Annotated in this window: 26 protein-coding genes and 2 pseudogenes; 9 read left to right on the top strand and 19 right to left on the bottom strand. The window is 60.6% G+C overall.

What is annotated here, in order from left to right; all coding sequences use genetic code 11:
* Positions 1–25: 25 nt before the first annotated feature.
* Together GGI60_RS13265 and GGI60_RS13260 are read left to right on the top strand one after the other, a co-directional pair.
* Positions 26–1,429: an NfeD family protein gene (locus GGI60_RS13265; RefSeq protein ID WP_183916403.1), complete on the top strand. Its 1,404-nt coding sequence runs from the start codon at positions 26–28 to the stop codon at positions 1,427–1,429.
* Between the two features lie 28 nt (positions 1,430–1,457).
* On the top strand, positions 1,458–2,219 hold the full coding sequence (locus GGI60_RS13260) for a slipin family protein (protein WP_183916401.1): 762 nt from the start codon (positions 1,458–1,460) through the stop codon (positions 2,217–2,219).
* 230 nt (positions 2,220–2,449) lie between these two features.
* On the opposite strand, the gene GGI60_RS32625 is transcribed toward GGI60_RS13260, so the two are convergent.
* Positions 2,450–2,650, bottom strand: a complete 201-nt coding sequence (locus GGI60_RS32625) for an ATP-binding protein (RefSeq protein ID WP_409527259.1) — start codon at positions 2,648–2,650, stop codon at positions 2,450–2,452.
* 53 nt (positions 2,651–2,703) lie between these two features.
* Positions 2,704–3,028, bottom strand: a pseudogene (locus GGI60_RS13250) (dihydrolipoyl dehydrogenase); the annotation flags it as partial.
* 90 nt (positions 3,029–3,118) lie between these two features.
* On the opposite strand from GGI60_RS13250, the gene GGI60_RS13245 reads away from it, so the two are divergent.
* Positions 3,119–3,247, top strand: coding sequence for a hypothetical protein (locus tag GGI60_RS13245; protein WP_409527258.1), 129 nt, complete (start codon positions 3,119–3,121; stop codon positions 3,245–3,247).
* A 66-nt stretch (positions 3,248–3,313) separates the two neighbouring features.
* On the opposite strand, the gene GGI60_RS13240 is transcribed toward GGI60_RS13245, so the two are convergent.
* From GGI60_RS13240 to GGI60_RS13230, 3 genes are all read right to left on the bottom strand, one after another.
* A complete protein-coding gene (locus GGI60_RS13240) occupies positions 3,314–4,504 on the bottom strand; it encodes a DUF932 domain-containing protein (protein ID WP_183916399.1) in 1,191 nt (396 codons plus the stop codon).
* 125 nt (positions 4,505–4,629) lie between these two features.
* Positions 4,630–5,283: a hypothetical protein gene (locus GGI60_RS13235; protein ID WP_183916397.1), complete on the bottom strand. Its 654-nt coding sequence runs from the start codon at positions 5,281–5,283 to the stop codon at positions 4,630–4,632.
* A 111-nt stretch (positions 5,284–5,394) separates the two neighbouring features.
* Complete coding sequence (locus tag GGI60_RS13230; protein ID WP_183916395.1) at positions 5,395–7,530, bottom strand: ParB/RepB/Spo0J family partition protein; 2,136 nt, start codon at positions 7,528–7,530, stop codon at positions 5,395–5,397.
* Positions 7,531–8,030: 500 nt separating this feature from the next.
* Between GGI60_RS13230 and GGI60_RS13225 the strand changes: the two genes are divergently transcribed.
* Together GGI60_RS13225 and GGI60_RS13220 are read left to right on the top strand one after the other, a co-directional pair.
* Complete coding sequence (locus GGI60_RS13225; RefSeq protein WP_183916393.1) at positions 8,031–8,552, top strand: DNA-binding protein; 522 nt, start codon at positions 8,031–8,033, stop codon at positions 8,550–8,552.
* A complete protein-coding gene (locus GGI60_RS13220; protein WP_097583035.1) occupies positions 8,542–9,120 on the top strand; it encodes a PIN domain-containing protein in 579 nt (192 codons plus the stop codon). The genes GGI60_RS13225 and GGI60_RS13220 overlap by 11 nt, the downstream gene beginning before the upstream one ends.
* Before the next feature lie 119 nt (positions 9,121–9,239).
* Here GGI60_RS13220 and virB11 read toward each other — a convergent pair whose 3' ends face one another.
* The 13 genes from virB11 to GGI60_RS13160 are packed head-to-tail and all read right to left on the bottom strand — an operon-like array spanning position 9,240 to position 19,377.
* Positions 9,240–10,268 (bottom strand): P-type DNA transfer ATPase VirB11, encoded by a 1,029-nt coding sequence (virB11, locus tag GGI60_RS13215; protein WP_183916391.1) that lies wholly within the window; start codon positions 10,266–10,268, stop codon positions 9,240–9,242.
* Between the two features lie 8 nt (positions 10,269–10,276).
* The gene (gene virB10 / locus GGI60_RS13210; protein ID WP_183916389.1) at positions 10,277–11,449 is read right to left on the bottom strand and encodes a type IV secretion system protein VirB10; all 1,173 of its coding nucleotides are present in this window, start codon (positions 11,447–11,449) and stop codon (positions 10,277–10,279) included.
* Between the two features lie 8 nt (positions 11,450–11,457).
* Complete coding sequence (gene virB9, locus GGI60_RS13205) at positions 11,458–12,315, bottom strand: P-type conjugative transfer protein VirB9 (protein WP_183916387.1); 858 nt, start codon at positions 12,313–12,315, stop codon at positions 11,458–11,460.
* On the bottom strand, positions 12,312–12,983 hold the full coding sequence (locus GGI60_RS13200) for a virB8 family protein (RefSeq protein WP_183916385.1): 672 nt from the start codon (positions 12,981–12,983) through the stop codon (positions 12,312–12,314). Before GGI60_RS13200 ends, virB9 begins: the two co-directional genes overlap by 4 nt.
* Position 12,984: 1 nt before the next feature.
* Positions 12,985–13,269, bottom strand: coding sequence for a hypothetical protein (locus GGI60_RS31995; RefSeq protein ID WP_246720381.1), 285 nt, complete (start codon positions 13,267–13,269; stop codon positions 12,985–12,987).
* A 41-nt stretch (positions 13,270–13,310) separates the two neighbouring features.
* Positions 13,311–14,243, bottom strand: coding sequence for a type IV secretion system protein (locus GGI60_RS13195; protein ID WP_183916383.1), 933 nt, complete (start codon positions 14,241–14,243; stop codon positions 13,311–13,313).
* 3 nt (positions 14,244–14,246) lie between these two features.
* On the bottom strand, positions 14,247–14,480 hold the full coding sequence (locus tag GGI60_RS13190) for an EexN family lipoprotein (RefSeq protein WP_183916381.1): 234 nt from the start codon (positions 14,478–14,480) through the stop codon (positions 14,247–14,249).
* The gene (virB5, locus tag GGI60_RS13185; RefSeq protein WP_183916379.1) at positions 14,477–15,175 is read right to left on the bottom strand and encodes a P-type DNA transfer protein VirB5; all 699 of its coding nucleotides are present in this window, start codon (positions 15,173–15,175) and stop codon (positions 14,477–14,479) included. Before virB5 ends, GGI60_RS13190 begins: the two co-directional genes overlap by 4 nt.
* Complete coding sequence (locus GGI60_RS13180; protein WP_183916377.1) at positions 15,175–17,541, bottom strand: VirB4 family type IV secretion/conjugal transfer ATPase; 2,367 nt, start codon at positions 17,539–17,541, stop codon at positions 15,175–15,177. Before GGI60_RS13180 ends, virB5 begins: the two co-directional genes overlap by 1 nt.
* Positions 17,534–17,872 carry a type IV secretion system protein VirB3 gene (locus GGI60_RS13175; protein WP_183916375.1) on the bottom strand — a complete coding sequence of 113 codons (339 nt, stop codon included), beginning with the start codon at positions 17,870–17,872 and terminating at the stop codon, positions 17,534–17,536. The genes GGI60_RS13180 and GGI60_RS13175 overlap by 8 nt, the downstream gene beginning before the upstream one ends.
* A gap of 6 nt (positions 17,873–17,878) precedes the next feature.
* Positions 17,879–18,178 carry a TrbC/VirB2 family protein gene (locus tag GGI60_RS13170; RefSeq protein WP_183916373.1) on the bottom strand — a complete coding sequence of 100 codons (300 nt, stop codon included), beginning with the start codon at positions 18,176–18,178 and terminating at the stop codon, positions 17,879–17,881.
* Positions 18,175–18,834 carry a transglycosylase SLT domain-containing protein gene (locus GGI60_RS13165; RefSeq protein WP_183916371.1) on the bottom strand — a complete coding sequence of 220 codons (660 nt, stop codon included), beginning with the start codon at positions 18,832–18,834 and terminating at the stop codon, positions 18,175–18,177. The genes GGI60_RS13170 and GGI60_RS13165 overlap by 4 nt, the downstream gene beginning before the upstream one ends.
* A 3-nt stretch (positions 18,835–18,837) precedes the next feature.
* Positions 18,838–19,377, bottom strand: a complete 540-nt coding sequence (locus tag GGI60_RS13160) for a hypothetical protein (protein ID WP_183916369.1) — start codon at positions 19,375–19,377, stop codon at positions 18,838–18,840.
* 98 nt (positions 19,378–19,475) lie between these two features.
* Between GGI60_RS13160 and GGI60_RS13155 the strand changes: the two genes are divergently transcribed.
* Both GGI60_RS13155 and GGI60_RS13150 read left to right on the top strand, forming a co-directional pair.
* Entirely contained in the window at positions 19,476–19,841 is a 366-nt protein-coding gene (locus GGI60_RS13155; RefSeq protein WP_183916367.1) for a MarR family transcriptional regulator, read from the top strand.
* Positions 19,842–20,232: 391 nt separating this feature from the next.
* A pseudogene (locus GGI60_RS13150) lies at positions 20,233–20,953 on the top strand (IS6 family transposase); the annotation flags it as partial.
* A gap of 136 nt (positions 20,954–21,089) precedes the next feature.
* On the opposite strand, the gene GGI60_RS13145 reads toward GGI60_RS13150, so the two are convergent.
* Entirely contained in the window at positions 21,090–21,794 is a 705-nt protein-coding gene (locus GGI60_RS13145) for a transcriptional regulator NanR (RefSeq protein WP_183916364.1), read from the bottom strand.
* Positions 21,795–21,974: 180 nt separating this feature from the next.
* Here GGI60_RS13145 and oiaX point away from each other — a divergent pair, with 180 nt between their 5' ends.
* Both oiaX and GGI60_RS13135 read left to right on the top strand, forming a co-directional pair.
* Positions 21,975–23,231: a 3-oxo-isoapionate-4-phosphate decarboxylase OiaX gene (gene oiaX, locus GGI60_RS13140; RefSeq protein WP_183916362.1), complete on the top strand. Its 1,257-nt coding sequence runs from the start codon at positions 21,975–21,977 to the stop codon at positions 23,229–23,231.
* A gap of 5 nt (positions 23,232–23,236) precedes the next feature.
* Positions 23,237–24,571 carry a four-carbon acid sugar kinase family protein gene (locus GGI60_RS13135; protein WP_183917009.1) on the top strand — a complete coding sequence of 445 codons (1,335 nt, stop codon included), beginning with the start codon at positions 23,237–23,239 and terminating at the stop codon, positions 24,569–24,571.
* Position 24,572: the final 1 nt, after the last annotated feature.

Here is a 24,572-nt window from a genome sequence, read left to right as displayed (position 1 = left end):
TAATTTCCGACATATATTAAATATCATGTACGTTCCGCAGATTGTCACGCGGGGATTAAGGTGTTGGCGATGGCAACCGCCAATCTTCACTTTGTTGTTTTTGCTGCTCTCAGCTTGGGCCTTCATCGCACCGTCGGCGTCTGACCGCGCTTCTGTCGTTCTCAAAGTGAACGGCGCCATTGGGCCCGCGATCGCTGACTACGTAAAACGAGGCATTCAGCGTGCTGGCGAACGTGGCGCGGCCTTGATCATTTTGCAAATGGACACACCAGGTGGCCTTGACAGCTCCATGCGGGAAATCATTCGCGCGATCCTGGCCTCGCCGGTGCCTGTCGCGAGCTTCGTCGCGCCAAGCGGGGCACGGGCTGCCAGCGCCGGCACTTATATTCTCTACGCAAGCCACATTGCGGTCATGGCGCCCGGGACCAATTTAGGTGCGGCGACACCAATCGCGCTCGGCGTAAAGCCTTTCGGCGGTGATGAGGAACCCGAAAAGAAGCCGAGTGAACCTAGCGGCAAGCAGGCAGAAGCTCCAAGCAATGCCCACGAAGCAAAAGCCGTTAACGACGCAGTCGCTTATATTCGCGGGCTTGCGGAATTGCGCAATCGCAACGCCGACTGGGCAGAGCGTGCTGTCCGCGAAGCTGCGAGCCTTTCATCCACCGCGGCAGTGCGCGAACATGCCATCGATTTCACCGCAGTTGATATCAACGATCTTCTTGCGAAAGCACAAGGGCACATGGTGCGGGTCGGCCAAACGGACGTGCGGCTCGATACCACCGGTTTGGCCGTGCAGGAATTCGAGCCTGACTGGCGCACCCGGCTGCTTTCCGTCATTACCGATCCGAACATCGCAATCATCCTGATGATGGTCGGCATCTATGGCCTGATCTTCGAATTTCTCGCACCCGGGACAATGCTTCCTGGCACAATCGGCGGCATCTGCCTCCTGCTTGGTCTCTATGCCCTGGCATTGCTGCCGGTGAGTTTTGCCGGTCTTGGGCTTATTTTCCTCGGCGTAGGATTGACGGTCGCTGAGGCGCATTCGCCAAGCTTCGGCGCATTTGGCATTGGCGGCGGGATAGCCGTGATCCTTGGAGCAACCATTTTGTTTGATCCCGATATACCCGGCCTGGAAGTGTCGCGCCCCCTACTGGGCGCAATTGCATTTGCGACTCTTGCTTTTAGCCTTGTCGTTGCTCGCCTGGCATTCACCTCGCGCTTGCGCCAGGTTGCCACCGGTGCAGAGGAGATGATCGGCATTTCCGGCAAAGTCGAGAGTTGGACGGGGCTCACGGGGTACGTCATTGCGCATGGCGAACGCTGGAAGGCGGTTTCCGCCGAACCCCTTGTTGCTGGTGACCCTGTCCGCGTGACCGGCCGCAATGGGCTGGCGCTCGAGGTCGCCAGCCGTCCAAAGGACACTTAGCGGCGCTCAGGAAGCAGGAGGAGAAGTCATGGATATGTTTGCAGATCTTGCCTTCTATTTGGTGGCCGTTGTCATTTTGGTCGTCATCCTCGCTTCCGCGGTCAAGATCCTGAGGGAATATGAACGCGGCGTCGTGTTCACACTCGGCCGCTTTACCGGAGTCAAGGGACCCGGCCTAATTCTGCTCATCCCCTATGTCCAGCAGATGATCCGAGTCGACTTGCGCACGCGCGTACTCGATGTCCCTAGCCAGGACGTCATCTCACATGACAATGTCTCGGTTCGTGTCAGCGCGGTGATCTATTTCAGGGTAATTGATCCCGAGAAGTCGACAATACAGGTCGAGGATTTCATGATGGCAACAAGCCAGCTTGCCCAGACGACGTTGCGATCCGTGCTCGGCAAGCATGACCTCGATGAAATGCTGGCAGAACGTGACAGGCTCAACTTGGATATTCAGGAAATCCTTGACACTCAGACGGATGCTTGGGGAATTAAAGTAGCCACTGTCGAGATCAAACATGTGGATATCAACGAGTCGATGATCCGCGCGATTGCTCGTCAAGCGGAAGCCGAACGCGAACGCCGCGCAAAGGTAATCAATGCCGAGGGCGAACAGCAAGCTGCAGCGAAGCTACTGGAAGCGGCCGAAATTCTGGCCAAGCAGCCTGAGGCGATGCAACTTCGTTACTTGAGCACTTTGAACGTCATCGCCAGCGAGAAGACTTCGACGATTTTATTTCCCTTCCCGATGGAGTTGGGCAATCTGATGGCCATTAAGCCGAAGTGATTGAACGGCACTGGCGTTGATTGTTCAGGCTTGGATGTCAACGTTGGGGCAAAATCAGGCCGCGCCCCAGAGAAACAGTCGGCCACGGTTTGCTCTGAGGAGACTCCGGACGGGGTCGTCCAAGGGTCTGGGCGCGGCGATTTTCGAGTGGGTTTCAGCGGGTCGTTCGGGCGCGACTTTGCTGGAGACGATAGCTGTCGCAATTCATCTGGAGGATGTTGGCGGGGTGGCTATGAACGAGCAGCGCACCCCGGTCGGGCGTTCGGACCCAGTGTTTGCGCGCATTCGTCGAAGGAAAGATTGCTGATGATCAGGGTGGCACTCCGTTCGTAGCGTTGTGAGATCAGCTCGAAGAGCAATTCGCCGCCGGTGCGGCACGAGCCCAGCTCACCGATGATAAGAAGTTGGTAGGTCTTGCGGAACGCTGCCACCCCGTGGTCTTTGGGCAGCTCGGCTCAGACCTGCGAAGCGTTCTTCAAAGCTTTCAGCGCTGCCTCTCGGGATAGGCGTGGATGGTGCCGGCGATGTCTTCCGGGCGCCTAGCTCGATCGCCAGAGCAAAGGCCGCCGAGAGTTCACCCCTGTCCCACCTCCTGCAGGCGAGAACGAGGTTGGTGTCGGCACGGCAACGATGCGCATGAAGCCCTCCTTCGAGATCGTCGTCATCGCACGTCCATTCGCGCTGAACGGAAAACCGGTCGGTGCGGGTTTCATGGCCTTTGCCCGCGCCTCCGCCGACGAAAGGCCCGCCCTGACGATGTCGGAATCTGTGAAGCAGATGGCGGGAATGCAGCGCTTGCCACTGGCGCGCATCAACCGTCGCGGCAATCAAGAATATAACCTGCACCGTACACGATCGTATCTCTGACGCTGCCGGGGCAACGCCCGAATCCGGCCGCCATGTTCATAGTGCCGGCGAGCGCCGACAGCGAGTACGAAGCCGCGCTGGAAGCGATGATCGAAGCCCGTCCGGAGATGACGCCATGGATTTGGCGCATCTCCGAGGGCGATATGCCTGCTCTGCCGTAATGAGCCTCCCGCACAGAGAAAATCGATGCATGTTGCAGGCGGGCGCCGGCGGCAGCCCTATAATCGTCAGGAAGCACCCTCCAGCAGTCGCTTCGCCTTGCCTTCGAGTTCCAGCCGCGTGTCCTGGTTGGTCTTGTCACGGGCCAACGCTGTGATCCCCTGGACGAAATCGAAAATCGATTCCGGCGGACGGCCCTCTTCCGAGAGAACCGTCTCGATGATCTTGCCGGTCTCGCTCTTCGAGAACCCGCGTCGGCGCAGGAAGCTCTGGCGATCCTCGTCATTGCGGGCGACGATCCGCTGACGCGCGGCACGGATACCGGTCACAAACGGCGCCGGCGAGGAGTTGGCAAAACTGGTCAATGCCGGCGCCGCTTCGTGAGCGAAGCGATCGGCTGCGAATTTCGAATGGCGGATACTAATCTCCTGGAAATTCTCCGAACCCCAGATATTGCGATTGGCGCAGACCGCTCGAAGATAGAAGGACGCGATGCCGAGGCTCTTCGATCCCACTTCGCTGTTCCAAGCGTAGAAGCCACGGAAGAAGAGATCCGGTTCGCCATTCGGCAGGCGTCCCGCCTCGATCGGATGGGTGTCGTCGACGAGAAACAGGAAAACATCACGATCCGAAGCATAGAGCGTCGTCGTGTCCTTGGTTATGTCGACGAAGGGATTGTGCGTCATGCTTGTCCAGTCGAGGAGGCCCGGTACCTTCCAGATCGTGTCGCCGGTCCCATTGCCGGCGATCTTCATCACCGCCGACACCAGCTCGTGGTCCCAGATTCTGCCGTATTCGGGACCAGTCACCGCCCGCAGCTCGACGCGGCCGTCGTCCAACTCCAGCGTCTTCACCAGTTCGGCGCGATGGTTGAGCAGACCATGCTGAAGATTGATCGCGGCGAGCGGCGCTGGCAGCTGGCGCATATAGGTGGCGGGCGCCCCGACCAGGCTGCAGAGCTGACCATAGCTCCAGTGCGTCGGCGCGATCGGCTGTCGGTCGCCGGGAACGATGAGCTCGAGACGCTCGGCATTATTGCGGCTGGCCTCGACACGGATCGCCGAGCTTTCCACCGTGCGGGCGTGCGCGCGATTGGCACGCGACTTGACCGCATCGTAGAGGTCGCCGAGGGATAGGTAACGTTCGTCGTCCGATCGCGAAAACCACTCCGACGAGACTCGGCCGACGCGCTCGCCGCGTGATATGTCGACTTTGAAGCCGGATGAGACCGGGCGGGTGTTCGAAATCATGGTATTCATGTGCTGTCTCCTGGAAGAGCCGAAGCCTGACGCGGTGGCCGGGCGTCGTTGCTGAAAGGCAGGGTCGGGCAGCGTGGTTCTGTCCAGCCCCTTCGTTGTGATCGTGAATTGGAGGCGACGGTGGCTCAGACGCTGCGGCGCCGGCGGGCCTGGCGGAGCGCCGCCATGCCTGCTTGAAATTCAGCCGTGCGCGTTTCATCCGAGAGGTCCATTACTGTCACGACCGTCAGGCAGGCGGCGTGGATCTCCTCATCGGTCACCGCATCAGGGGCTAGGCCGCCGAAATCGTGATCGACTTGGAGGATTGCGGCGATGGCAGCGCGCACGCGGTCCTCCCGCAAGAAGGCCAGGACATGATAAGGTTCCGGAAGATCGACTGACCGGTGCGAATCAGGCGCGCCGGCGAGGATCGCCTCGCTTCGTGAAGTCGCCGAGGCGGCTTTGACCATCCAATCGGCCGACGTCGAGCGCCCCGCCTGAGCGTCACTGACGACGATCTTCAGGATGCCGAGGAGGATTTCGCAATGCACGGTTTTGCGCTCGGTCATCCCGCGGAACTGCGAAGGGACGGGGATTGCCGAACCGCGATAAGCGGCATCCGCTCCTTCCCAGATACCGGTGACATGGATTTCTCCGGGCGTTTCGTGATCGTTTCTGGCCTCCTCCCAGTCATCATCCTTGATGGTTGTGTGGCATGCTGCTTCCGCAGTGTCCGCCGAATAAGTGCGCGTGCGCGAGATCGGCAGGTGATAGGTCGTTTCGATCGTATAGTCGGGCATCTCTCTGTTCCTGAAACGCAAAAACCCGGCGCAGCGGCCGGGCGAGGTTTGGGGAATGGTCGTGTATTGAAGCCTGGCATGCTGCCGGGCTTGATTGGCCGGAGGCAGAGCCTACTCGGCCGCTTCGAGATCTTCCTGCGCGGCGGACTCGTTCGTTTCCGCCGTCTCGTTCGTCAGAAAAGCAGGAAGAACCGCACCTTCGTCTTCGCTCGGAGCGTCGTCGCCGGTGCCTTCGGTGCCGTCATCGGCCGGTGTTTCGGCACCGACTGCCGACGCATCATCGATCGCCAGTCGCAGCGGCTCAGGAAGCCAGCCACTGCCGTCAAGCAGGCATTCCGCCTCACGCGCCATGTCGGCTTTCTTCAGGTGATCGATGAGTTGCGCCGATTGTTCGCCCTTCGCCTCGCGCACTGCCTGCAGGATATGCGCCTTGGTCACCCTGCCGAGATAGGCGTCAACCGTGGGTACCCAACCGACCCCCGCCATGTCGAAGCCGATCGAGCGGGCGACCTGATCGGCATGCGCGATCGCGCGTGTGCGCTTGTTCCATGGCTCGATGACCGCGTTCAGCGACAGCGATGCGCAATGGGCGAAGAGCGCCACCCGGCTGACCTCGTCGAGCGCGATCAAGAAGTCCCAGAGATCCTCTGGCTTTCTCGGAAGATCCTGACCCCATGCTTCTTGCCGCTGCTCGATCTCTTTGGCCCAGACGGTATCGCCCAATCCCTCGGTCTGACCGAACCTGGCGCTCTGCAGCGTCAGCTCCAGACACGTGTCGGAACCATAGAGATAGAAGGTCTTGAGCACGAACGCGTGCAGGACGGCAATGAAGGCGATGACGGGATCATTAGCGAGCGCGTTTCGAAGCGCCACAGTGCGCGTTGCCGTCAGGTCGAGCACCAGACGATCGGAGAGCGGCCGCAGCGTGTCATCCTCCTCCTCCTGATCGCCGACGACCGCCTTGCCATTGACCGAAACACCTCCGACCGATGATGATGCGCTGACGTCGCCTCCGACAGCGTCGTCCATCTCCGCCGCATCCTCACCGTTAGCTTCGATCCGCGGCTCATCTTCGGGGCGGACGAAGCCCCGTTCGATCTTCAGCGTGCCGTTGGCGGCAAGCGAGACGTAGGCGCCACCACGTGCAACCTCTTTCGGATCGAAGACGTGAGGCCGATCGTTGATCCGGTCGAGCTCATAACCAAGCTCCTCGAGCCGCCGTTCGATCTCGTCGGAGTAGGCCTCAGCTTCGGCATATTCCGAGTCGAGCTTGTCGTACTCAGCCTTCAGCGCACCGTGCCGGGCGAGTTCCTCTTCGCTCATCTCCGCCTGCTTGCCGAAGAAGCGACGAAGTCCCGAAGTATGACCGTAGGAGAAGTCGAACGCTGCCTCGACCCACTTCCAGCCCTCTTCGACTTGCAGGGCCTCCGCTTCGATTTTCAGCTTCGCGATCGCGAGTTGTTCGAGCAGAGCCGGATCCTGCAGCCAGCCGCCGCTGTCCTGCTCGAAGAGATCCCGCATCACCACGCCGCCAGCGGCCTCGTAGGCATCGACGCCGACATAGACGGCGCGGCGGTCGCCCGCCCGGATTGCCGTCTCCGTCAGGAGCCGTCGGATATAATAGGGTTCCCGAATCTGCTGGCGGGAGATCGTGTCCCACACCTGCTCCTGCCGGACATGGTCGTTGGTGATAGAAAAGGCCATGACCTGCTCGAGCGTCATCTCGTCATCGGCATAGAGATCCAGCAGCCGCGGCGAAACCGACGTCAGCCTGAGACGCTGCCTGACGGTTGCTACCGAGACGAAGAAGCGTGCCGCGATCTCCTCCTCGCCAAGTCCCTGCTCGCGCAGGGTCTGGAAAGCGCGGTACTGGTCGAGCGGGTGAAGGTCGGCGCGTTGGACATTCTCTGCGAGGGAGTCCTCGACCTCGGGAGTGTCGCCCCTGCTGACGACGCAGGGGATGCCGGTCGTCTTCGCAAGGCGTTTGCATGAGACAAGCAGTTCAAGTGCGCGATAGCGCCGGCCGCCGGCGGGAATGCGATAGACGCCGGTCTCGTTGCCTTTGGCATCGAGTTCGGCGCGAACATTGAGGCTGGTCAGCAGCCCGCGGCGAGCGATGTCTTCCGCCAGGTCGTCGATCGAGACGCCGGCCTTGATCTTGCGGACGTTCTGCTGGCTCAAAACGAGCTTATCAAAGGGAATGTCGCGCCCGACATTGAGGGTGATCTTCTGATTGGCCTCTGCCATATCGTTTCTCCATGACGAGCCGGCCGGAGCCTCTCTCCTGCCTCCTGACCCGTCACGGCAACCCCTTCCCTCCTCTCCCTCTGATGCGCCCTCGTCCTTTCCATCTTGCGCCCGCCGGCACGGCGGGTTCCAAAAACAATGAAGAGTATCGGAGAAATCAGCAAAGCGCCGCCGCAAGGTGGGATTTCGGGAATTCTCGACACGCTAAGGGCGGAAGAAGGGCAGCCGCAGGAGCCTCAGCATAGCGGCCGGTAGAGAGGCGGGACCGACTGCCCCCGCCTGTGCGTTCCGTTTTTTTAGACGCCCCTGACAGAACCCGCGCCGCTTGACCTCCTGCTTTTTCAGCATAGCTGCAGCGGCCCTATTTTTCTGCATAGGCGTTGGGTGAGGCGGCCGCCTTGCATTGCACGATCACACCGAAAGCGGAGCGTCTTGCGGTAACCCAATCTTCAAATTGGCTGGTCGAGCTCATTGCCGCTCGCTCTCCCCAGAAATCGGAGATGAAGATCGGAAAGTATTTCAGTTATTGCAGTTATGAGCGGCTTGCCCTATATACATGGTCAGAGGTGTCCGTCATGACCAGCCGTGTTCTTCAATTTACCGAATTATCGGATCGCGACCGCAAGGCCGTCGCGCCTATGCCAAAGCTGGCGGAGGGCGACCACCTGGAGCTGCGGATTCGCGGAGAAGGTGGACAACTTCAAACCCTTTCTCTCCCAGCCTCGGCTCTCGCGCCTGTCGAAGCACTCCTCGATCATCTGTTGCGCGGCGAGCGTGTTGCCGTGCTAACAGAAGATCAGGAATTGAGCCCGACCGACGCCTCCACCATCCTCGGCATCTCACGTCCTCTCGTGGTGCTGCGCATGGATCGCGGTGATCTGCCCTTCCGCTATGTCGGCAAGCACCGCCGAGCCAAGTTGAAGGATGTTCTCGCGCTCAAGGCCAAGCTTGACATTCGCCAGAAAAGCCTGAACGCGCTGGCCGAAGACACAGAGGATCTGATCGTCAATCATGGCCTCTAAGCCGCCCGTCGCGGTCTATGATGCCTGCGTCCTCTACCCTTTCCATTTACGCAATGTGTTGGTCCAGTGTGCTTTCGACGGTCTTGTCGACGCTCGCTGGACCGACGACATCCACGCCGAGTGGATTCGAAATCTGGCCATCGGCTCACCCGAGATACCCATCTCACGTCTGGAAGCGACCCGGGATCGGATGAAGGAAGTTTTGCCCGATGCGGATGTCGGCAACCACCGAATTCTCATCCCCGACCTCTCTCTACCGGATCCCGATGATCGCCATGTTTTAGCTGCCGCCATCGCCGGAAAGGCTTCCGTGATCGTCACTTGGAATCTCAAGGATTTCCCGGCCGCCGACCTTCGGCCTCATGGCGTGACCTGTGACTCACCGGACAATTTTCTCGTCGGCCTCCATTCTACCTTTTCGAGCGCATTGATCGACAGCATCAGGGGCGCTCGGTTGAATTTGCGCAAGACGGCGCCGGCGGTTCACGAGTTCATCGATGCACTGGACCATCAGGGCCTCCGTGCGTTTTCAGCGATACTGCGTGAGAAGGCAACACAATTGGACTGACGGTCGAGCCCGGCAGGATTCTCCGAGTTTCCGGACGCAATCCCTGTCCCAAACTAACTAATCTCATTTGCTGTTCAGAACCGCCACCTCTGCCGCATACGCCACGAAGCGATCCGGCCCTAGGCTCGATCTGACGAGGAGCGGTCCAGGTCCGTCGCGGCGCCACGGAAGTAGATCTCACTCACCCGAAACCGTCCGTCCATCCGCTTGCATTGCACGATAACGTCAATGGCGATTTTCAGCATGTCGCGGATGTCATGGCGTTCGAGGTCACCGCCGCCTTCCGATTCCTTGACCAGCAACGTCAGCTGCTCGAAGGCAAGGCGGGCTGAGTCGGCATGGACCGTCGTGATCGAGCCTGGGTGGCCCGAGTTGACATTGCGGATGTAGTAGAAAGCCGTCCCGTCACGCAGTTCTTGAAGCAGGATGCGATCCGGCCGCATGCGCAGGCAGGATTCGAGCAGGTCCTTCGCGCCGATCCTCGCCATCCCCTGGCCGCCCTTGGAGTAAAAGAGCCGGACGTGGTTCGTCTGCGGGATGACCAGTTCGGCCGTGTCCTCTATGGAAATAATGCGTTCGCTCGAGGGGATATGACGGATCAATGCCTTTGAAAGCGTCGTCTTGCCGGACCCGGTCGCGCCCGAGATGATGATATTCTTGCGCAGATAAACCGCCTCTCTGAGGAACGACTGATAGGCGCCCCTTCGATAGAGCGCCAGAAGCTTTCGGTCTGCAGGAGAGACGTCGATCTCCGTTCTGGCGACGTCGGCGAATAGTCCTCTTTGGTCAAGCGCGTCGAGGCTCAACGAGACAGACGATGGCTTTCTGATGGTCAGGCTGACTGTTCCCCTCGTCGTTGCCGGCGGAATGACGATCTGAATGCGTTCGTCACCGGGCAGCGTTGCCGAAAGAATCGGCCGGGTTTCATCGATGGATTGGTTCGAATAGCTTGCGACCGCGCGCGCAAGACGCATCAGCCTGTCGAATGACAGCTCCGGCAGCTCATATGTCTGCCAGCCGGCCATTCCCTCGGTGATCACCTGTCCCGGCCAGTTGACGATGATTTCGAACAGCGACTTGTCGCGCAGGAACGGCGACAGCGGCGAGAGAAGCTCGCGCACGACACCGGTGTCAGGTGCTTCTGTCATCGACTACCCTATTTCGAAACAAGCACCGAAGCCGGCTTGAAATCGCCAAGCACGGCGCGGTCATAGATCCGATTGCGCGGTTCTGTGACGCGAAGCCGATAGACGCCGGAAAAATCGAGATCGCGAGCGACGAAGATCGAAACGAGATCGCCCTGATGTTTCAGGAGGGTTGGCGGAATGTTGATCGATTGCTCGACGGCAATCGCCGCGGCCTGCTGGCCGGCGCTGGTCGTATTCTGGGCTTCGACACCGCTATCCTGCAATTGGCTGTTGGCGTAGGAGGTCGCGTCTCCGACGATCGACAGCAGGATCGCGCTGCCGAACCGCTCCCACCAATGCGTGTCGACATAACCGTCGATGCCGGCCCGACCGAGGGCGTCGGTTGCCGGCGACGCGAGCGTGATGATCACCCCTTTCGGTGTCTTCGCCCGGTTCCAGAGGACGAACAGCCGTTTCTGGCCGCGGCGAAGACCACCGCGATATTCACCGACAATCTGCGTGCCCTTCTCCATCAGCACGACGCGGCCATTGTCGGAAAGCACGTCCCGATTGACGACGCAGCTGGTGAAGCCCGGTTGGTCGGAGGAGAGTGCGGTCTCCAGAACACACGGGATCGACGTGCCCATGGCGACGATGAAATCGCGATTGCCGAGCGTGCCAGCGCGCGATCCCTGGAGTTGCGTTGGCGTCAACAAGCGGTCGAAGCGCTGGTCCTCATTTTCGCCCTGGCCACCAAGGTTGCCAGCGGGGTTCGCTCCAAGCGGAACATAGTTCGATTGAGCTTCGCCGCCAGCCTCCTCTTCCGGTGGGCGGGCTTGAGGTGACTTTTCACCGCCATAGGCCATGACAGGGGCGCGACGTGCCGCATCCAGCAGCTTGTCGTCCTCGGCCGGCGCCTGTTCAGCTGCGACGGGCGTCGGAAGCTGTACTTCCGCCGGCGGCGTCACCGGCTGGACAGGCTCCTTCGCCGGCTCGAAATCCGACGTCTGGCGGATAACGACCCTTTCCGGCTGGACACCGTCGCCCGGCTCCTCGCTCCGCATCGACCAAAGTGCAAATGCGACGAAGGCGACGATAGCAAAAGAGACAACGCCGCGTTTCAGGATCGGGTTGTCGAGCCGCCGGCCGGTCGATATTGCGGCGCGCTCACCGGGGATCTCGGTTGTCTCTCCCTCGGGCATCACGCCTCCTATTGCGCCGCGTCGGGCGACGTTTTGACGACGCGCTCGACCGATGGTGACGTCGTGTCGGTCTCCGGATTAATACCGACATGATCATAGGCTTCATTGAAGACGCAGAGGACGTCGCCGCCCCTGCGCAAAATGAACTTGCGGCTGATCGCGTGAACCAGCACGAGATTGCCGTCGACGGACTTCGGGACGAGGCTTTCGGTGCCGTCGGAATTTTCCATGTAGATTGCAGGCATCTCCTGATTGCCGACGAAGGCGAAGGTCGTGACCTTGCCGTTGTCATAGACCGCTTGCGGCTCGAGCGCCTGGGATCCTTGCGCCGAATATCGCCAGTTGCGCGGCCCATAGGCTTCATGCAAGGCAAGCACGCGATCGGCTTGCCATGCCTCAGCGGCTTGCGCCGTGGCGGCCGCCTCCTGCCGGCGCAGTTTCGCCTCGTCGGCCGGATAGCGGTATTTCACGTAGAAATAGGTGTTCTGCCCCGCTTCGACGCTACCGTCGCGCACGGTCAATTCCATCTGGTAACTGCGTGTCGAGCCGTCGCGGCGCGTCGTCACCACCGAGATATTCGTCACCGGCTGGTTTTCCCGAGGCTTAAGGAACAGGATGTTGCCGGCCGGCGCCACCTCCCAGGCGACGCTGTTGCCGAGCGCGACATGCGCGATCTCTTCGTCAGCAGCGAACTCAACCTGGACCGAGGAGCGCAAGGTGCCGACGATCTTCGTGATGTTGTAGGGCTGGTAATCCACGAAGCGGATGCGGCTGTCCTGCTGCGCGCCGCGCGGGGTCTCCAGCGCGAGCGCAGTCGTGGAAAGGCCAGAGGTGAGAAGCAAGACAATGACAAGATGGGGCTTCAATTGATCGCCTCCGGATCGGCGCGATACTCGCTGACGGCAAAGCCCAGCGGGTTGACCAGCCGGTCGGTCGAGGACATCGGCGCGTTGGCATAGGAGAAGGTGAGAGTCGCAACCCAATGCGTGGTGCGCACATCGTCGCCACGGGTGACGGTTCTGATATAGCGGACGGAGGCGACGTTGGCGTTGATCAGCGAGATCGAAACGATAGTGACGCGCGAGGTCGCGCTACGGCCATAGAAATTCTGCGGAGAATCCGGATTGCTGCCTTTGTAGGCAGCAGCAAAGCGCGTCTGCTCGGGCTGAGTCGACAGCAATGCCACCGTGCGGAAATTCTCCTCGGCCTCGCTCCAGACATAGCCTTCGCGGGCGCGGACATATTTTGCGGCAAAATACTTTGTCACCGCCTCGTCATAGGTGCCGACGGCCGATGTCAGGGCGGTAACGACGTCGACGATACCTGTCGAATTGTCGACGCGCACGACGAAAGGCTCGACGGTTTTGAGAGGCGTCAGCCCGGCGACCGCAAAGACCGAGACGGTCGCAATGATGCTGGCGCAAATGGCGATAAACCAGGCGACACGGGCGGAACGCTCGACCTGGATCAACCGGTCCTGGTCGAACCGCCTGGCCTTATCGAAGTAGTTTTTAAGGCTATCGTTGGTCACCATGTCATCGGCCCTCGCATGGACGATAGGAGCCAGCGACATCGAAGTTCGCGAAAGCTGCCGGCACTGCCGAAGCGTTCTCCTCAGCATATGAGGCGGCGTGGTTCACCGGCTTCGCGGGAACAGCCGAGGTCGCCGGCGGCTTCGATTGCCCATCGCCTTGCCACTGCCACATCGAGCGGTTCAGCGGCCGGCGCGAGTAACCATCGCATTTGGGCAGAGAGTGGGAAATCGAACCGCAGCCGACGAGACCAACGGTTAGGAAAAGCGATAAGAGCATATGGATCATCAAGAACTAACCTGTCGAATTTCGATGAATGTCTGTGACCGTCATTCGGGCCGGCCGGGCGTGAGGCGCCGGCCGACGGAACGGGCGCCACGACCGACCGCCCTGGCGGTATGGGATGTCGCCCAGGCGAGGGTGCTTTCGTGCGCATCACGGGCAGCGCCAAATCCATAGGTGAGCGATGCCCCGCCGGCGGCGAGCGCCGAGGCGATGCCGGGCAGTTGATAGAAGACGTAGAGGGCGGCGAGGCAGATGGCGCAAAGCGCGATCGGGCGCATCAGCACATCGCTGTAACCTTCGATCGCCGTAAACGTCGTGTTGATGCAGGTGATCAGCAGCGAGCCGATCGCCACCACCAGCACCTGCAGGATGACGAAGTTGGCGAGCTGGCCGATCCAGGATTCGGTAAAACGCCGGGTCGATTGGAACATCGCGAGCGCAATGAAGATCGGGCCGATCGCAAGCACGATAGCCAGCGCCAGCCGCGCGTAAAGCGAAACGATATAGCCGATCGCCGCGACGATGAAACTGGCGCCGATGACCATCATGCCGCCGATGCCGGTGACGATGTCGACCGGCCAGGAGGCGCGCGACCAGATCTCGTAGGCGCATTTCTGACCCTTATCCAAGAGGCTGTCGAAGGTCGAGGCGCTAGGCGCCGTGCCGGAGTTCAATGCCTGCGAGATCTCCTTCGGCAGGGTTTCGAAGAAGATGTTGGTGACATAGGTCTGATACTCGCCGGCATTGCGCACCAGCATCACGATGATCGCAAGCTTCATCGCCCGAAAGGCGAACTCGATGATCGGGTCCTGCACGGAGCCACGGAGCACAAGGTACCCGTAGAGCACGATGTAGAGCGTGAGGGCCGCCGTCAGCGGGCCGCTGACCCAGCTCGCGATGTTCGAGGTGCCGGAGGATATGAAGTTCTCGAGCGGCGTCTTGAACTGTCCATCGACGAAGCTGAAGACCTGATACATCGCTCAGCCCCCGAGCGCCTTGCGCATGCGCTCCAGACGCAGCTTGCCATCGGCGGCCTCGGCATTGCGGCTATTCGGCGTGTCGTGGAGCTCGTCGGGATTGGCGCGGCATTCCGCGATGATCTTTGTGAGCAGCGCATCGTCAGCGATCAACTCATCGACCGTATGAAACTGCTCAGTTTGTGGAGAGCAGCCCGATAGGAAAAGCACGGCCGCTCCAAATAAAAACCATCTCATTTCAGGGCCGCTCCCATCGTGTCCATGCGCTTGCGCCAATCCTCGGCCTGGCGCTGCTCATCGATCTGGACCTGCGCCTGCTGAACCATTTGCAGACCCTGCATGCGAAGCACGTCCGTCTGGAGAAAAGCCGTTTCGGCCTGCAGGCGGGCCTGCAGATCGGCGATATCCTTGGCGTCGGCCGCGCCTGATATCTGGTGACGGAGTTGGTCGATGCCGTCGATGCGTTTGGTGGCAGCGTCGTAGATCTGCTGGCCGAGGCTCATCTGCCCGGCGTTCTGATGCTGGATCCGCGAGAGCTCCTGGGCGTAGAAGTCATCCGCGTCGGTGCGGTAGGTGGAATTGCCCTCAAGAAACTTCGAGGCCGAACTGCCGAAGGCGCCGTTCCCTGAGCCCTTGAACAACCCTTCGATGGCGTTGAAATCCTGCGGGAGCGCCTTGCGGATCGAAGGGTCGTTCAGGAGATTGGCGACATCGGCCATATTGGTGATCTTGTTCAGCGATCCGTAGAGCTGCTGGGCCTGCTTGAACTGCTGGTTGAGCGTGTCGAGCTGGGATTTCAGCTGGGTGATGCTTTCTATCTGCTTGGCGATCGCAGATTGATCGATAACCGGAATGCCCTGTCCGGCCGCAAAGTCGGCCGATATCAACAGAAGAGACAAGGCAATCGCCGTCCTTGTTCCATCTGTTCGCATCAGCCTGCCCTCCTTCTTTGTAGAAACAATGGAAGCCAATCCTCACGCCGGTCGCCGACCTCGGCCCGAACGGCATCGGCAAGCTCCACATTGGCAGTCCGGCCGGAGAGGATGGCGAGCTCGTCGTCGAAGCCGTTGAGGTTCAATTCGGCAACAACGCTGTTGTGACCCTGCTTGACGATGAAGCGGCGACTCTCGACCGGGATCTCTCGTGAGATGAGCTCGAATTCGCGCTCGGTCAGCTTGAAGCCATCGACATAGTCGGCGCGGTCGCCGCGTGGGTTGGCTAAAAAAATCTGCGTCGGACACTGCTCGATGATCGTATGCGCGATCGGCGAGACGATGGCGTCATGCGGGCTCTGCGTGGCAAAGAGCATCAGACCGTTCTGCTTGCGGATCGTCTTGAGCTTATTCTGGGCGAGATCGCGAAAGCCTTCGTCCTGCAGCGCCTTCCAGAATTCGTCGATGACGATGATGATGCGCCGTCCGTCGATCAGCTGCTCGATGCGGTAGAATAGGTAAGCCATTAGCGGCGTGCGGATTTCCTCGTTGTCGAGGAAATCGGTCATGTCGTAACCGATAAACTTGGCGCCGATGCCGATGTCGTCGGTCTCGTTGTCGAACACCCAGCCAAGTGGCCCACCCCTCTCCCAACGCCTCAACCTCGAGGCGATGCCCTCGGGATCGGTATTGTTGAGAAAGGTGCGCAGGGCGCCGATGGAACGATGCTCCACCGGCAGGTCCGCCACCCCGTCGACCGCCGAGGCGATGTCGCGCAACTCGGTGGACGAAAGTTCGCCACGGGCAGATCCGACTAACCTAGCGATCCAGCCGGTGAGAAATATCTTGTTTTCTGCGGTGAGTTCCAGTGCTTTCAACGGCGCGAAGCCTGTGGCGGTACCATTCGTCAGCGGCAGATAGGTGCCGCCAACCGCGCGCACGAAGAGATCCGCGCCGCGATCCTTGTCGAAGAAGACCATATGAGGATCATGTTTTTCGAGCTGCGAGAGCATGAAGTTCAACAGCACCGTCTTGCCCGCACCCGATGGGCCGCAGACGAAGGTGTTCCCGAGATCGCCGTGGTGGAAGTTGAAATAAAACGGTGAGCCTGACGCGGTCTTCAGCATGGCGACCGCCGGCCCCCATTCGTTGCCGTCCTTCTGACCTGTGGGATAGGAATGGTAGGGGGACAGAGCAGCAAAGTTGCGCGATGTGACGGCGCCCGATCGCGCGCGATAGCGACGATTGCCGGGCAGTTGCGCCCACCAGGCAGCTTCCAGGCCGAGATCCTCGCGAGCGACGACGGCGCCGCCATTGGTCAGATAAGCGCGCGCCTTCGCCAGATTGTCGGTGAGCTCCTTGACTGAAGGAGCAAAAGCGGAAAGCGCGAGATGATGTTCGCCGAGGACAAAACGGTTCGATTCCAAATCGTCCATCGCCTCACTGAGCTCGCCGATCTGCGAGGCGGCCTTGTCGCCGGCGCTGACCATCTGGTTCTGCTTACGGCCCATGATCACACGCGCGTCGGCCTTCGGGGTGAAGGCAAAGGATTGCGTCAGGATGAGTTCGAACGGCGCAGTCAGAATGCCAGCGAGCATGCCCGGGCGCGTTGTCGCCGGATATTCCTTGAAACCGAACATTCCGGCATAGCGGCTTTCGGCTTCATGGCGGATCTCGATGGTCTCGCGCCCGAAGATCAAGCGGTCGGAATAGATCGCCGACGATATCCGCCCTTCCGTCAGCGGCACCGGCTCGCGCCGCCCGCCGACGATCTGATGAAGCACCTCGCTCGGCTCTGAAAAAACGATGCCATGCTGTTCATAGAGCGCCAGGACACGGGGCTCGAAGCGCCTCAAGCCCGCTGTGAGATCCGCGACCTTGTCGCGCAGGTGCTTTATTGCAGTCTCATCTACTTCCATTCGCGCGCGGCGCGCTTTTCGCAGCCGGTTGAGAAGGCTCGCGGCTCTTTGGGCGGGATCACGATCGGGATGCCAAACGAGGGTGACATAGAGATCGTTGCGGAATAGATCCTCGCCTACCATCCGCTCGCGATATCTGGCGTTCAGGCGATCGGAAAAGGAATTGGCGAATTGACCGTCGGGATAGGCATTGTCGCGCCGGCGGATGACATGCGTCCACAGCGACAGCCGCTCGTCGGCGATGTTGCGATAGAGCGTGTTCAGACTGCGATGCAGGCTGTTGAGGTCAAGAACGTCGGCAGTCTCGAAGGACATGCCATCGAGCGCGATCATCACCATCATCGCGCGGGAATCGAGAGCGATGGTCGAGGCATCGACGTGCCTGACATAGGGGATGAAGGTTTCCGGCCCGAGTTCGCGGGAACGCAGCGTCGCAAGACTAGGCAAGGCAGAAATCCCTTTCGTCGTAGCGTCGCACCAGCTTTAGCGGCGACAGCGTCGCCCCGCCCCAGTAGGAGGCGTTTCGCGAGCGCCCGCGGGTTTCGATCCATGCAATCAGGATCCTGAACATGTTGTGGTCGTGCTTGACGAGTGCTCGGAACACGACGTGGAAGACGACGCCGACCAGCGCATAGGCGATCGATCCCACGGTAATGTAGAGAATAGTCGTCAGCATGATGTTGACGCCCATCGCCTCCATCGTCACGCCTGCGATCATCGCCGGGCGGGTGCAGGCGAGGAACAGGATGTCTTCTTCGAGGCTGGGAGTGCTTGCCATGCGGGGTCAGCCTCCGACGATCGTGTTGACCAGTTCGGTGGCGCCGAAAATTCCGCCGATGCCGATGATCCAGAAGCCGGCGCGGCGCAGGTCCATGTAGCCAAACATCCACGCGATGCAGATGATGATCACCGCGATCACCGCCAGCAGGCGGGCGATGTTGCCGGTCAGCATCGTGACGATGTTCTGCAGCACGGTTTCGACGCCGGCGGCCTGGGCGAAGGCCGGCTCGACCAGGCAGGCGACTATCGCGACTGCCATGAAAGCGGAGGCGGCCATCGGGCGCAGTTGGGTCTTGGATATCATTCGTTAGACTCCGATCGATCATTATGGAAAACGAGAACCGAGGCGCGCCGCCCGACGCTGAAAACGTCCCAGGGCAATGCCTCGGCGGTTGTGGAATTTTGCGTTGGAAGCGGGCGCGCCACCTGCTGGTCCCGCTGCGCACTTGGGTCGGCCAGACCGGGCGCATCCCCGATGGTCAGCGAGGCAAGCCCGGGCAACAGCCGCTTTGCCTCATCGCGCACCTGGACGTCGTATCTGACCATCGCGCCGACGGAAGGATCGTCGCGACCGTAATAGGACTGAAGCATCACGTTTTCGGCCTGCACCGCACTCGCACCCTCGCGCAGCGCGAGGCGGTAGTAGCCGTCGAGAAGCTGTGCGGTGGCCTTGAGATTAAGGCACGGATCGAAGGCATCCGATATCGACAGCTTCAGTTTCCGAAGCTCCTCCATATCAAGACCGCCAAGGCCGAGCTGAATATCTTGGCGGTCGGCAACGAGGGACGTGGCGACCTCAATCGCCTCTGCCTTGGTCGTCGGCTGCGCCGCCAGCGGAGGGCCGCTGTTGATGCGAATGGCGAAAGATTGAAACCGGCTCTCGAGACTGACGACGCCGGCCAGCGTCTCCACCTCAACCATCGGCGCGCAGCTCTGCGCCATATCCACGAAGGCCGCCATCGGTCAGTACCAGACTCGCTGCGTGCCGGCGCCATCGATCGTCACATCGACGTAGTGCGGGTGCGACCGGACATTAGGACGGACGATCGGATAGGCCATGCAACCAGTGCGGCCGTCCTCACGCTGCCACCGCGGCGATTGAACCGAATTGTTTTCGGCACGATAGCCGCCCCGCCCGTTGTGGCAAAAAGCCTCGCTGACCCGCTGCAGCGATGTCGAGATGCAGGTCGCTTGTTCTCCACGCGGGCCATAGCTGCCTTCCAGCCTGTATCCCGCGTCGCAATAGTAGGGCTCGTAGCCCGGTCGCGAGCTGCGAAAGCCGGCGCCGCTGCACGTCGGGAACGAATGGCCCTCGGCAAGCTCCCGCCATAGTTTCTGGATCGGCAGCCGGCACTCGACATACTGGGTCGCCCCGCTGGGATTCGAAAGGCAGAGGAGAACCTGGCATCCCCAATCATCCGCTCGCGCGTTGCTGTCCGAAATGAGATAGGGTGGTAATATGCAACCAATCACAAGCAGGCCATTCAGCAGAAGGTTTTTCATGGGACAGACCCTCGGACATCACAATGCACGAGCGCACACGGTACAGTTTGCTCGGTGGGCGTGTGGGCTTACTAATTTATATAACATAGTTAAATGACATGGCAAGAGCAATGAAGACGCAATGGCATAGCCTCGCCTTTTCAGGCCTCATTCTGCATGAGATCCTCGACCACCCGCTTGAAGATGAGACCCCACAAGCCCGGCTTAAGCAGGTCGGCATGATGACCATCATTTACAGCATGAACCAGGCTCACCAGAAGCTAACCCTTTCCAGCATAATGGAAGTTACGGCTTTGACACGCACAGGCGTCAAGGAGACGGTCGATCTTTTGGTGAAGCGAGGAATGCTGAACGAGACGATTGTGAAAAACTCGATGGGCCGTGGAACGGCACGTCAGTTCAAGATTTCGGAGGGGCTGTTGAAAAACCTGAGCTCTTTTAATGAAAGCCGAGCGTCGGATTAAAATAGCTATTTTCAGCGAGTAATCGTGCAGCCGGCGAATCGCAGAAGATGTGGTGAGAAGGGGCTATCGCCACATCTGCAAGCGTTCTGATTCTAGGCCTACTGACGAACAAGCAGATCCGTCCTGACCGGATCCGAAATGATGCTATGCCGGAACATTCCACGGATTGACGAGTGCCACTCCCATCCCTCCGATTCTTTCACTTTCGGGGCCACCAGCGTCAGGCATCGTTAACAAGCGCCTCTTCCAGTGGTGACAGGGTGGAGAGCCGAAGTGAGATCTCGACCGTCTCATTCGCGTCCGGCCTTCCAGACGGACCTTGAAGAGATGCTGGAAACCAGCCGCCACATGCGCGCGAACACCGAGCCTCCAGTGGTGCAGCACAGAGGCGATGTCACGTTGTCTGTGGCTTAACGGTTCGCGGATAACTGGGCGGGATGAGCGAACGTACCATCAGCTACAAGAACCACCGCTTTCCGCCGCAGATCATCGCCCGCGCGGTCTGGCTTCATTTCCGGTTCCCTTTGAGCCTGCGGCTGGTTGAGGAGATGTTGTTGGAGCGCGGGGTTGTTGTGTCGTATGAAACGATCCGCCGATGGGGCCGCAAATTCGGTCCGACCTATGCAAAGCAACTGCGCCGCAAGAAGCCTTCGCGAGCAGACATCTGGCATCTGGGCGAAGTGGTGATTTGCATCGCCGAACGAAAGCACTGGCTGTGGCGCGCCGTCGATCAGGCCGGCTATGTTCTCGATGAGATCGTCCAGACCCGCCGCGATATCAAGGCCGCCAAGCGATTGCTGATCAGGCTGCTAAGGAAGCAAGGTCTCATGCCGAAGCGCATCGTCACCGACAAACTGCGCTCGTACGGCGCGGCAAAGCGGGAAGTCATGCCAGATGTCGAACATCGATCTCACAAGGGTCTCAACAACCGGGCGGAGAACTCTCACCTACCGCTGCGAATGCAAGGATTTCGATCGGCCGGCGGCGTGCAGCGCTTCGTATCGATCTTTTCGGCAGTCAGAAATCTCTTCGTCGCACCACCTCAAAAATGCTCAGCTCTCGCCACCCACATCCATCGAATCCGCGCCATGGCACAGTGGAAAGCCGTCACCGCGCACGTGCCTGATTTCGCAGATCCACAGCCTCTTCGATCACTGATGAAACAACGTGACATCGCCCGATGATCTACGAACTGCGGCGTTCAGGACCCCTTCGTAGTTTTCTCTATGCGACTTTTGTTTTCGCGTTCTATTTGGCATAGAGCGCGCGCGACCGCTCGAGATGTTTCAGGATTGCCGTTTCGGCGCCGTCGACGTCATTAGCTTCGAGCCGATCAACGATCTCATCGTGTTCGGCGAGCGTGAACTTTTCCTTGCCGGTCCAGATCAGCATCTCGGTGTGATATTCCTTCAGCCAGGCAAGCATGGCTTCGCTGACGGCAATGTAGATCGGATTGCCTGAGATCTGGGCGATACGGGTGTGGAACTCCATATCGGCGTCGATGAACTCTTCGGCCCGTCCGAGCGAGGCGCGCTGGCGCTCGATGATTGCCCTGAGGTCTTTTATATCATTTGCCGAAGCCCGCTGCGCGGCCTCGCGGGCCATGCCGCGCTCGAAGAATATGCGGGCGCTCTTCAGATGTTCGAGCGAATCCGCCGATTGCGACAGCATGATCTTGGCGGTGAGGTCGACCTGGCGGAAGATCGATTTTGCCGTGAGCCGCAAGACCTTCGCCCGTTCGCCGTGCGAAATGCTGACGAGACCCTTGTTGGCGAGCGACTGCATGGCCTCGCGGATCGCCGGGCGGCCGACGCCGAAGCGCTCCATCAGCACCCGCTCGGAGGGCATTTCGTCGCCGGGCTGAAGCTCGCCTGAGGTGATCAATCGCTCAAGTCGATCAAACACTTCGTCGGAGAGTTTCCGGCGGACGATCTGTTCGAGGGGCTGGGTCATGAGATCTCGCTGGCTCAAAATGTCTCCTCCTAACAGTTTTCCGAACCAAGGACAAAGCTTGCGGCCGAAAATTTGCGCGTCCGAAAATTCCGCTTTGCAATGGTTGGAATACTCATTATACCACATCACAAGTTGACGCCATGACAATATACTAAAGCTACGAGGAGCAGCTGTCGGTTCATGATGATTACCCTGACCTACCGCATCGAAACGCCCGGCAGCGTCGAGGCAATGGCGGAGAAGATCGCCAGCGACCAGTCGACCGGGACCTTCGTGCCGGTTTCGGGCGAGACCGAGGAGCTGAAGGCGCGCGTCGCCGCCCGGGTGCTGGCGATCCGCCCGCTCGAGGATGGGCGTCACCCGACCTGGCCGGAGGCGGCTCACGGCACGCTGCTCCACCGCGCCGACGTCGACATCGGCTTTCCGCTTGAGGCGATCGGCACCGATCTCTCCGCCTTGATGACGATCGCGATCGGCGGCGTCTATTCGATCAAGGGCATGACCGGCATCCGCATCGTCGACATGAAGCTGCCGGACGCCTTCCGAAACGCCCATCCCGGACCGCAGTTCGGTATTCCGGGCAGCCGCCGCCTTACCGGCGTCGAAGGCCGGCCGATCATCGGCACGATCGTCAAGCCGGCGCTCGGGCTGAGGCCGCACGAGACGGCGGAACTCGTCGGTGAGCTGATCGCATCGGGCGTCGACTTCATCAAGGACGACGAGAAACTGATGAGCCCGGCCTATTCGCCGCTCAAGGACCGCGTCGCGGCGATCATGCCGCGCATTCTCGATCATCAGCAGAAGACCGGCAAGAAGGTCATGTATGCCTTCGGCATCTCGCATGCCGACCCCGACGAGATGATGCGTAACCACGACATCGTCGCTGCAGCCGGCGGCAACTGCGCCGTCGTCAATATCAACTCGATCGGCTTCGGCGGCATGAGCTTTCTGCGCAAGCGCTCGAGCCTGGTGCTGCACGCGCATCGAAACGGCTGGGACGTGCTGACGCGCGATCCGGGCGCCGGGATGGACTTCAAGGTCTACCAGCAGTTCTGGCGGCTCTTGGGCGTCGACCAGTTCCAGATCAACGGCATCAGGGTAAAATATTGGGAGCCGGACGACAGCTTCGTCTCTTCCTTCAAGGCCGTCAGCGCGCCGCTCTTCGACGACGCCGATCGACCGCTTCCCGTCGCCGGCTCCGGCCAATGGGGCGGGCAGGCGCCGGAGACCTATCAGCGCACCGGCCGTACCGTCGATCTCCTCTATCTCTGCGGCGGCGGCATCGTCAGCCATCCCGGCGGTCCGGCCGCCGGTGTTCGCGCCGTGCAGCAGGCCTGGCAGGCGGCGGTCGCCGACATTCCGCTCGAGGTCTACGCCAAGGATCATCCTGAATTGGCCGCCTCGATTGCAAAATTCAGCGACGGCAAGGGCGCGTGACCGATATGAACGGACGTCTCGTCAGCTATTACGGCGATGATTTTACCGGTTCGACCGACGTCATGGAGGCGCTTGCCTCGAACGGTGTCGAGACCGTGCTCTTCCTCGACCTTCCCACGCCGGAATTGCTCGCCCGCTTCAAACACTGCCGCGCGATCGGCCTGGCGGGAACGAGCCGCAGCGAAACGCCCGCATGGATGGAGGAACACCTTGCGCCGGCCTTCGACTGGCTGAATTCGCTCGGTGCTTCGATCTGCCACTACAAGGTCTGCTCGACCTTCGATTCCAGCCCCGGGATCGGCAATATCGGCAAGGCGATTGAAATCGGCCGCAGGCGTTTCGGGCAATCCATCGTGCCGGTTATCGTCGGCGCGCCGCAATTGAAGCGCTATACGGCGTTCGGCAATCTCTTCGCCGGCTATCAGGGCCACGTCTACCGCATCGACCGCCATCCGGTGATGAGCCGCCACCCGGTCACGCCGATGGGCGAGGCGGATCTTGCGCTCCACCTGTCGAAGCAGACCTCCCTCCCCGTTCTGCTCGCCGATCTCGTCGCGATCACCGCGGCGGACGCCGACCAACGGATCGACGCACTGACATCGAATGGCAAAGGAATCCTGCTCCTCGATGTCGACTCCGAGGCAACGCAGTCGGCCGCCGGCCGGCAGATGCTGCGGGTCACCGGCCGCTCGGGAGGTTTCGTCGCCGGTTCGTCGGGGGTCGAATATGCCCTGCTCAGCACCTGGCGGCAGGCCGGCATGATCGGCGAGACCGGCGCCGAATTTGCCGATATCGGCCCGGTCGATCGCCTCGCCGTCGTCTCCGGCAGCGTCTCGCCGACGACCGAGCGGCAGATCCGCACGGCTGCCGAGAACGGTTTCGACAGCATTGCGCTCGATCCGCTGGCGCTGATTTCCAATGGCGAAGCCGCCGTGGAGGCGGCCGTGCAGGCGGGTGTCCGGAAACTGAAAGAAGGCAGGAGCGTCATCCTCTATACGGCGCTCGGCCCATCCGCGGACCGCGGCGCCGATATCGACCGGCTGCCAGGCGCCCGTCACCGGCTCGGCAGTACCCTTGGCACGATACTGCGCCGCCTTATCGAAGCGGAAGAGCTGTCTCGCGCCGTCGTTGCCGGCGGCGACACGTCGAGCCATGCGCTCCGGCAATTGAAGATCGACGCGCTGACGACGCTGTTGCCGCTTCCCCAGACACCGGGCTCCCCGCTCTGCCTCGCCCATGGCGACTATGCCGCGACCAACGGCCTGCAGATCGCGCTCAAGGGCGGCCAGGTCGGCACCGACGGCTATTTCGCGCAGATCCGTGACGGAAGGAAGAATTAAG

The organism is Rhizobium lentis (assembly GCF_014200175.1).
GTDB classification, from domain to species: domain Bacteria; phylum Pseudomonadota; class Alphaproteobacteria; order Rhizobiales; family Rhizobiaceae; genus Rhizobium; species Rhizobium mulingense.
The sequence above is the reverse complement of the archived record's forward strand: the minus strand, read 5'-3'. Positions and strand labels throughout refer to the sequence as shown.

Coding starts and splice junctions, on each gene's coding strand:
- GGI60_RS13265 (WP_183916403.1), top strand. CDS start 26: ATGTACGTTCCGCAGATTGTCACGCGGGGATTAAGGTGTTGGCGATGG.
- GGI60_RS13260 (WP_183916401.1), top strand. CDS start 1,458: ATGGATATGTTTGCAGATCTTGCCTTCTATTTGGTGGCCGTTGTCATT.
- GGI60_RS13245 (WP_409527258.1), top strand. CDS start 3,119: ATGTTCATAGTGCCGGCGAGCGCCGACAGCGAGTACGAAGCCGCGCTG.
- GGI60_RS13240 (WP_183916399.1), bottom strand. CDS start 4,504: ATGAATACCATGATTTCGAACACCCGCCCGGTCTCATCCGGCTTCAAA.
- GGI60_RS13235 (WP_183916397.1), bottom strand. CDS start 5,283: ATGCCCGACTATACGATCGAAACGACCTATCACCTGCCGATCTCGCGC.
- GGI60_RS13230 (WP_183916395.1), bottom strand. CDS start 7,530: ATGGCAGAGGCCAATCAGAAGATCACCCTCAATGTCGGGCGCGACATT.
- GGI60_RS13225 (WP_183916393.1), top strand. CDS start 8,031: ATGAAGATCGGAAAGTATTTCAGTTATTGCAGTTATGAGCGGCTTGCC.
- GGI60_RS13220 (WP_097583035.1), top strand. CDS start 8,542: ATGGCCTCTAAGCCGCCCGTCGCGGTCTATGATGCCTGCGTCCTCTAC.
- virB11 (WP_183916391.1), bottom strand. CDS start 10,268: ATGACAGAAGCACCTGACACCGGTGTCGTGCGCGAGCTTCTCTCGCCG.
- virB10 (WP_183916389.1), bottom strand. CDS start 11,449: ATGCCCGAGGGAGAGACAACCGAGATCCCCGGTGAGCGCGCCGCAATA.
- GGI60_RS13200 (WP_183916385.1), bottom strand. CDS start 12,983: ATGGTGACCAACGATAGCCTTAAAAACTACTTCGATAAGGCCAGGCGG.
- GGI60_RS31995 (WP_246720381.1), bottom strand. CDS start 13,269: ATGATCCATATGCTCTTATCGCTTTTCCTAACCGTTGGTCTCGTCGGC.
- GGI60_RS13195 (WP_183916383.1), bottom strand. CDS start 14,243: ATGTATCAGGTCTTCAGCTTCGTCGATGGACAGTTCAAGACGCCGCTC.
- GGI60_RS13190 (WP_183916381.1), bottom strand. CDS start 14,480: ATGAGATGGTTTTTATTTGGAGCGGCCGTGCTTTTCCTATCGGGCTGC.
- virB5 (WP_183916379.1), bottom strand. CDS start 15,175: ATGCGAACAGATGGAACAAGGACGGCGATTGCCTTGTCTCTTCTGTTG.
- GGI60_RS13175 (WP_183916375.1), bottom strand. CDS start 17,872: ATGGCAAGCACTCCCAGCCTCGAAGAAGACATCCTGTTCCTCGCCTGC.
- GGI60_RS13170 (WP_183916373.1), bottom strand. CDS start 18,178: ATGATATCCAAGACCCAACTGCGCCCGATGGCCGCCTCCGCTTTCATG.
- GGI60_RS13165 (WP_183916371.1), bottom strand. CDS start 18,834: ATGGCGGCCTTCGTGGATATGGCGCAGAGCTGCGCGCCGATGGTTGAG.
- GGI60_RS13160 (WP_183916369.1), bottom strand. CDS start 19,377: ATGAAAAACCTTCTGCTGAATGGCCTGCTTGTGATTGGTTGCATATTA.
- GGI60_RS13155 (WP_183916367.1), top strand. CDS start 19,476: ATGGCAAGAGCAATGAAGACGCAATGGCATAGCCTCGCCTTTTCAGGC.
- GGI60_RS13145 (WP_183916364.1), bottom strand. CDS start 21,794: ATGACCCAGCCCCTCGAACAGATCGTCCGCCGGAAACTCTCCGACGAA.
- oiaX (WP_183916362.1), top strand. CDS start 21,975: ATGATGATTACCCTGACCTACCGCATCGAAACGCCCGGCAGCGTCGAG.
- GGI60_RS13135 (WP_183917009.1), top strand. CDS start 23,237: ATGAACGGACGTCTCGTCAGCTATTACGGCGATGATTTTACCGGTTCG.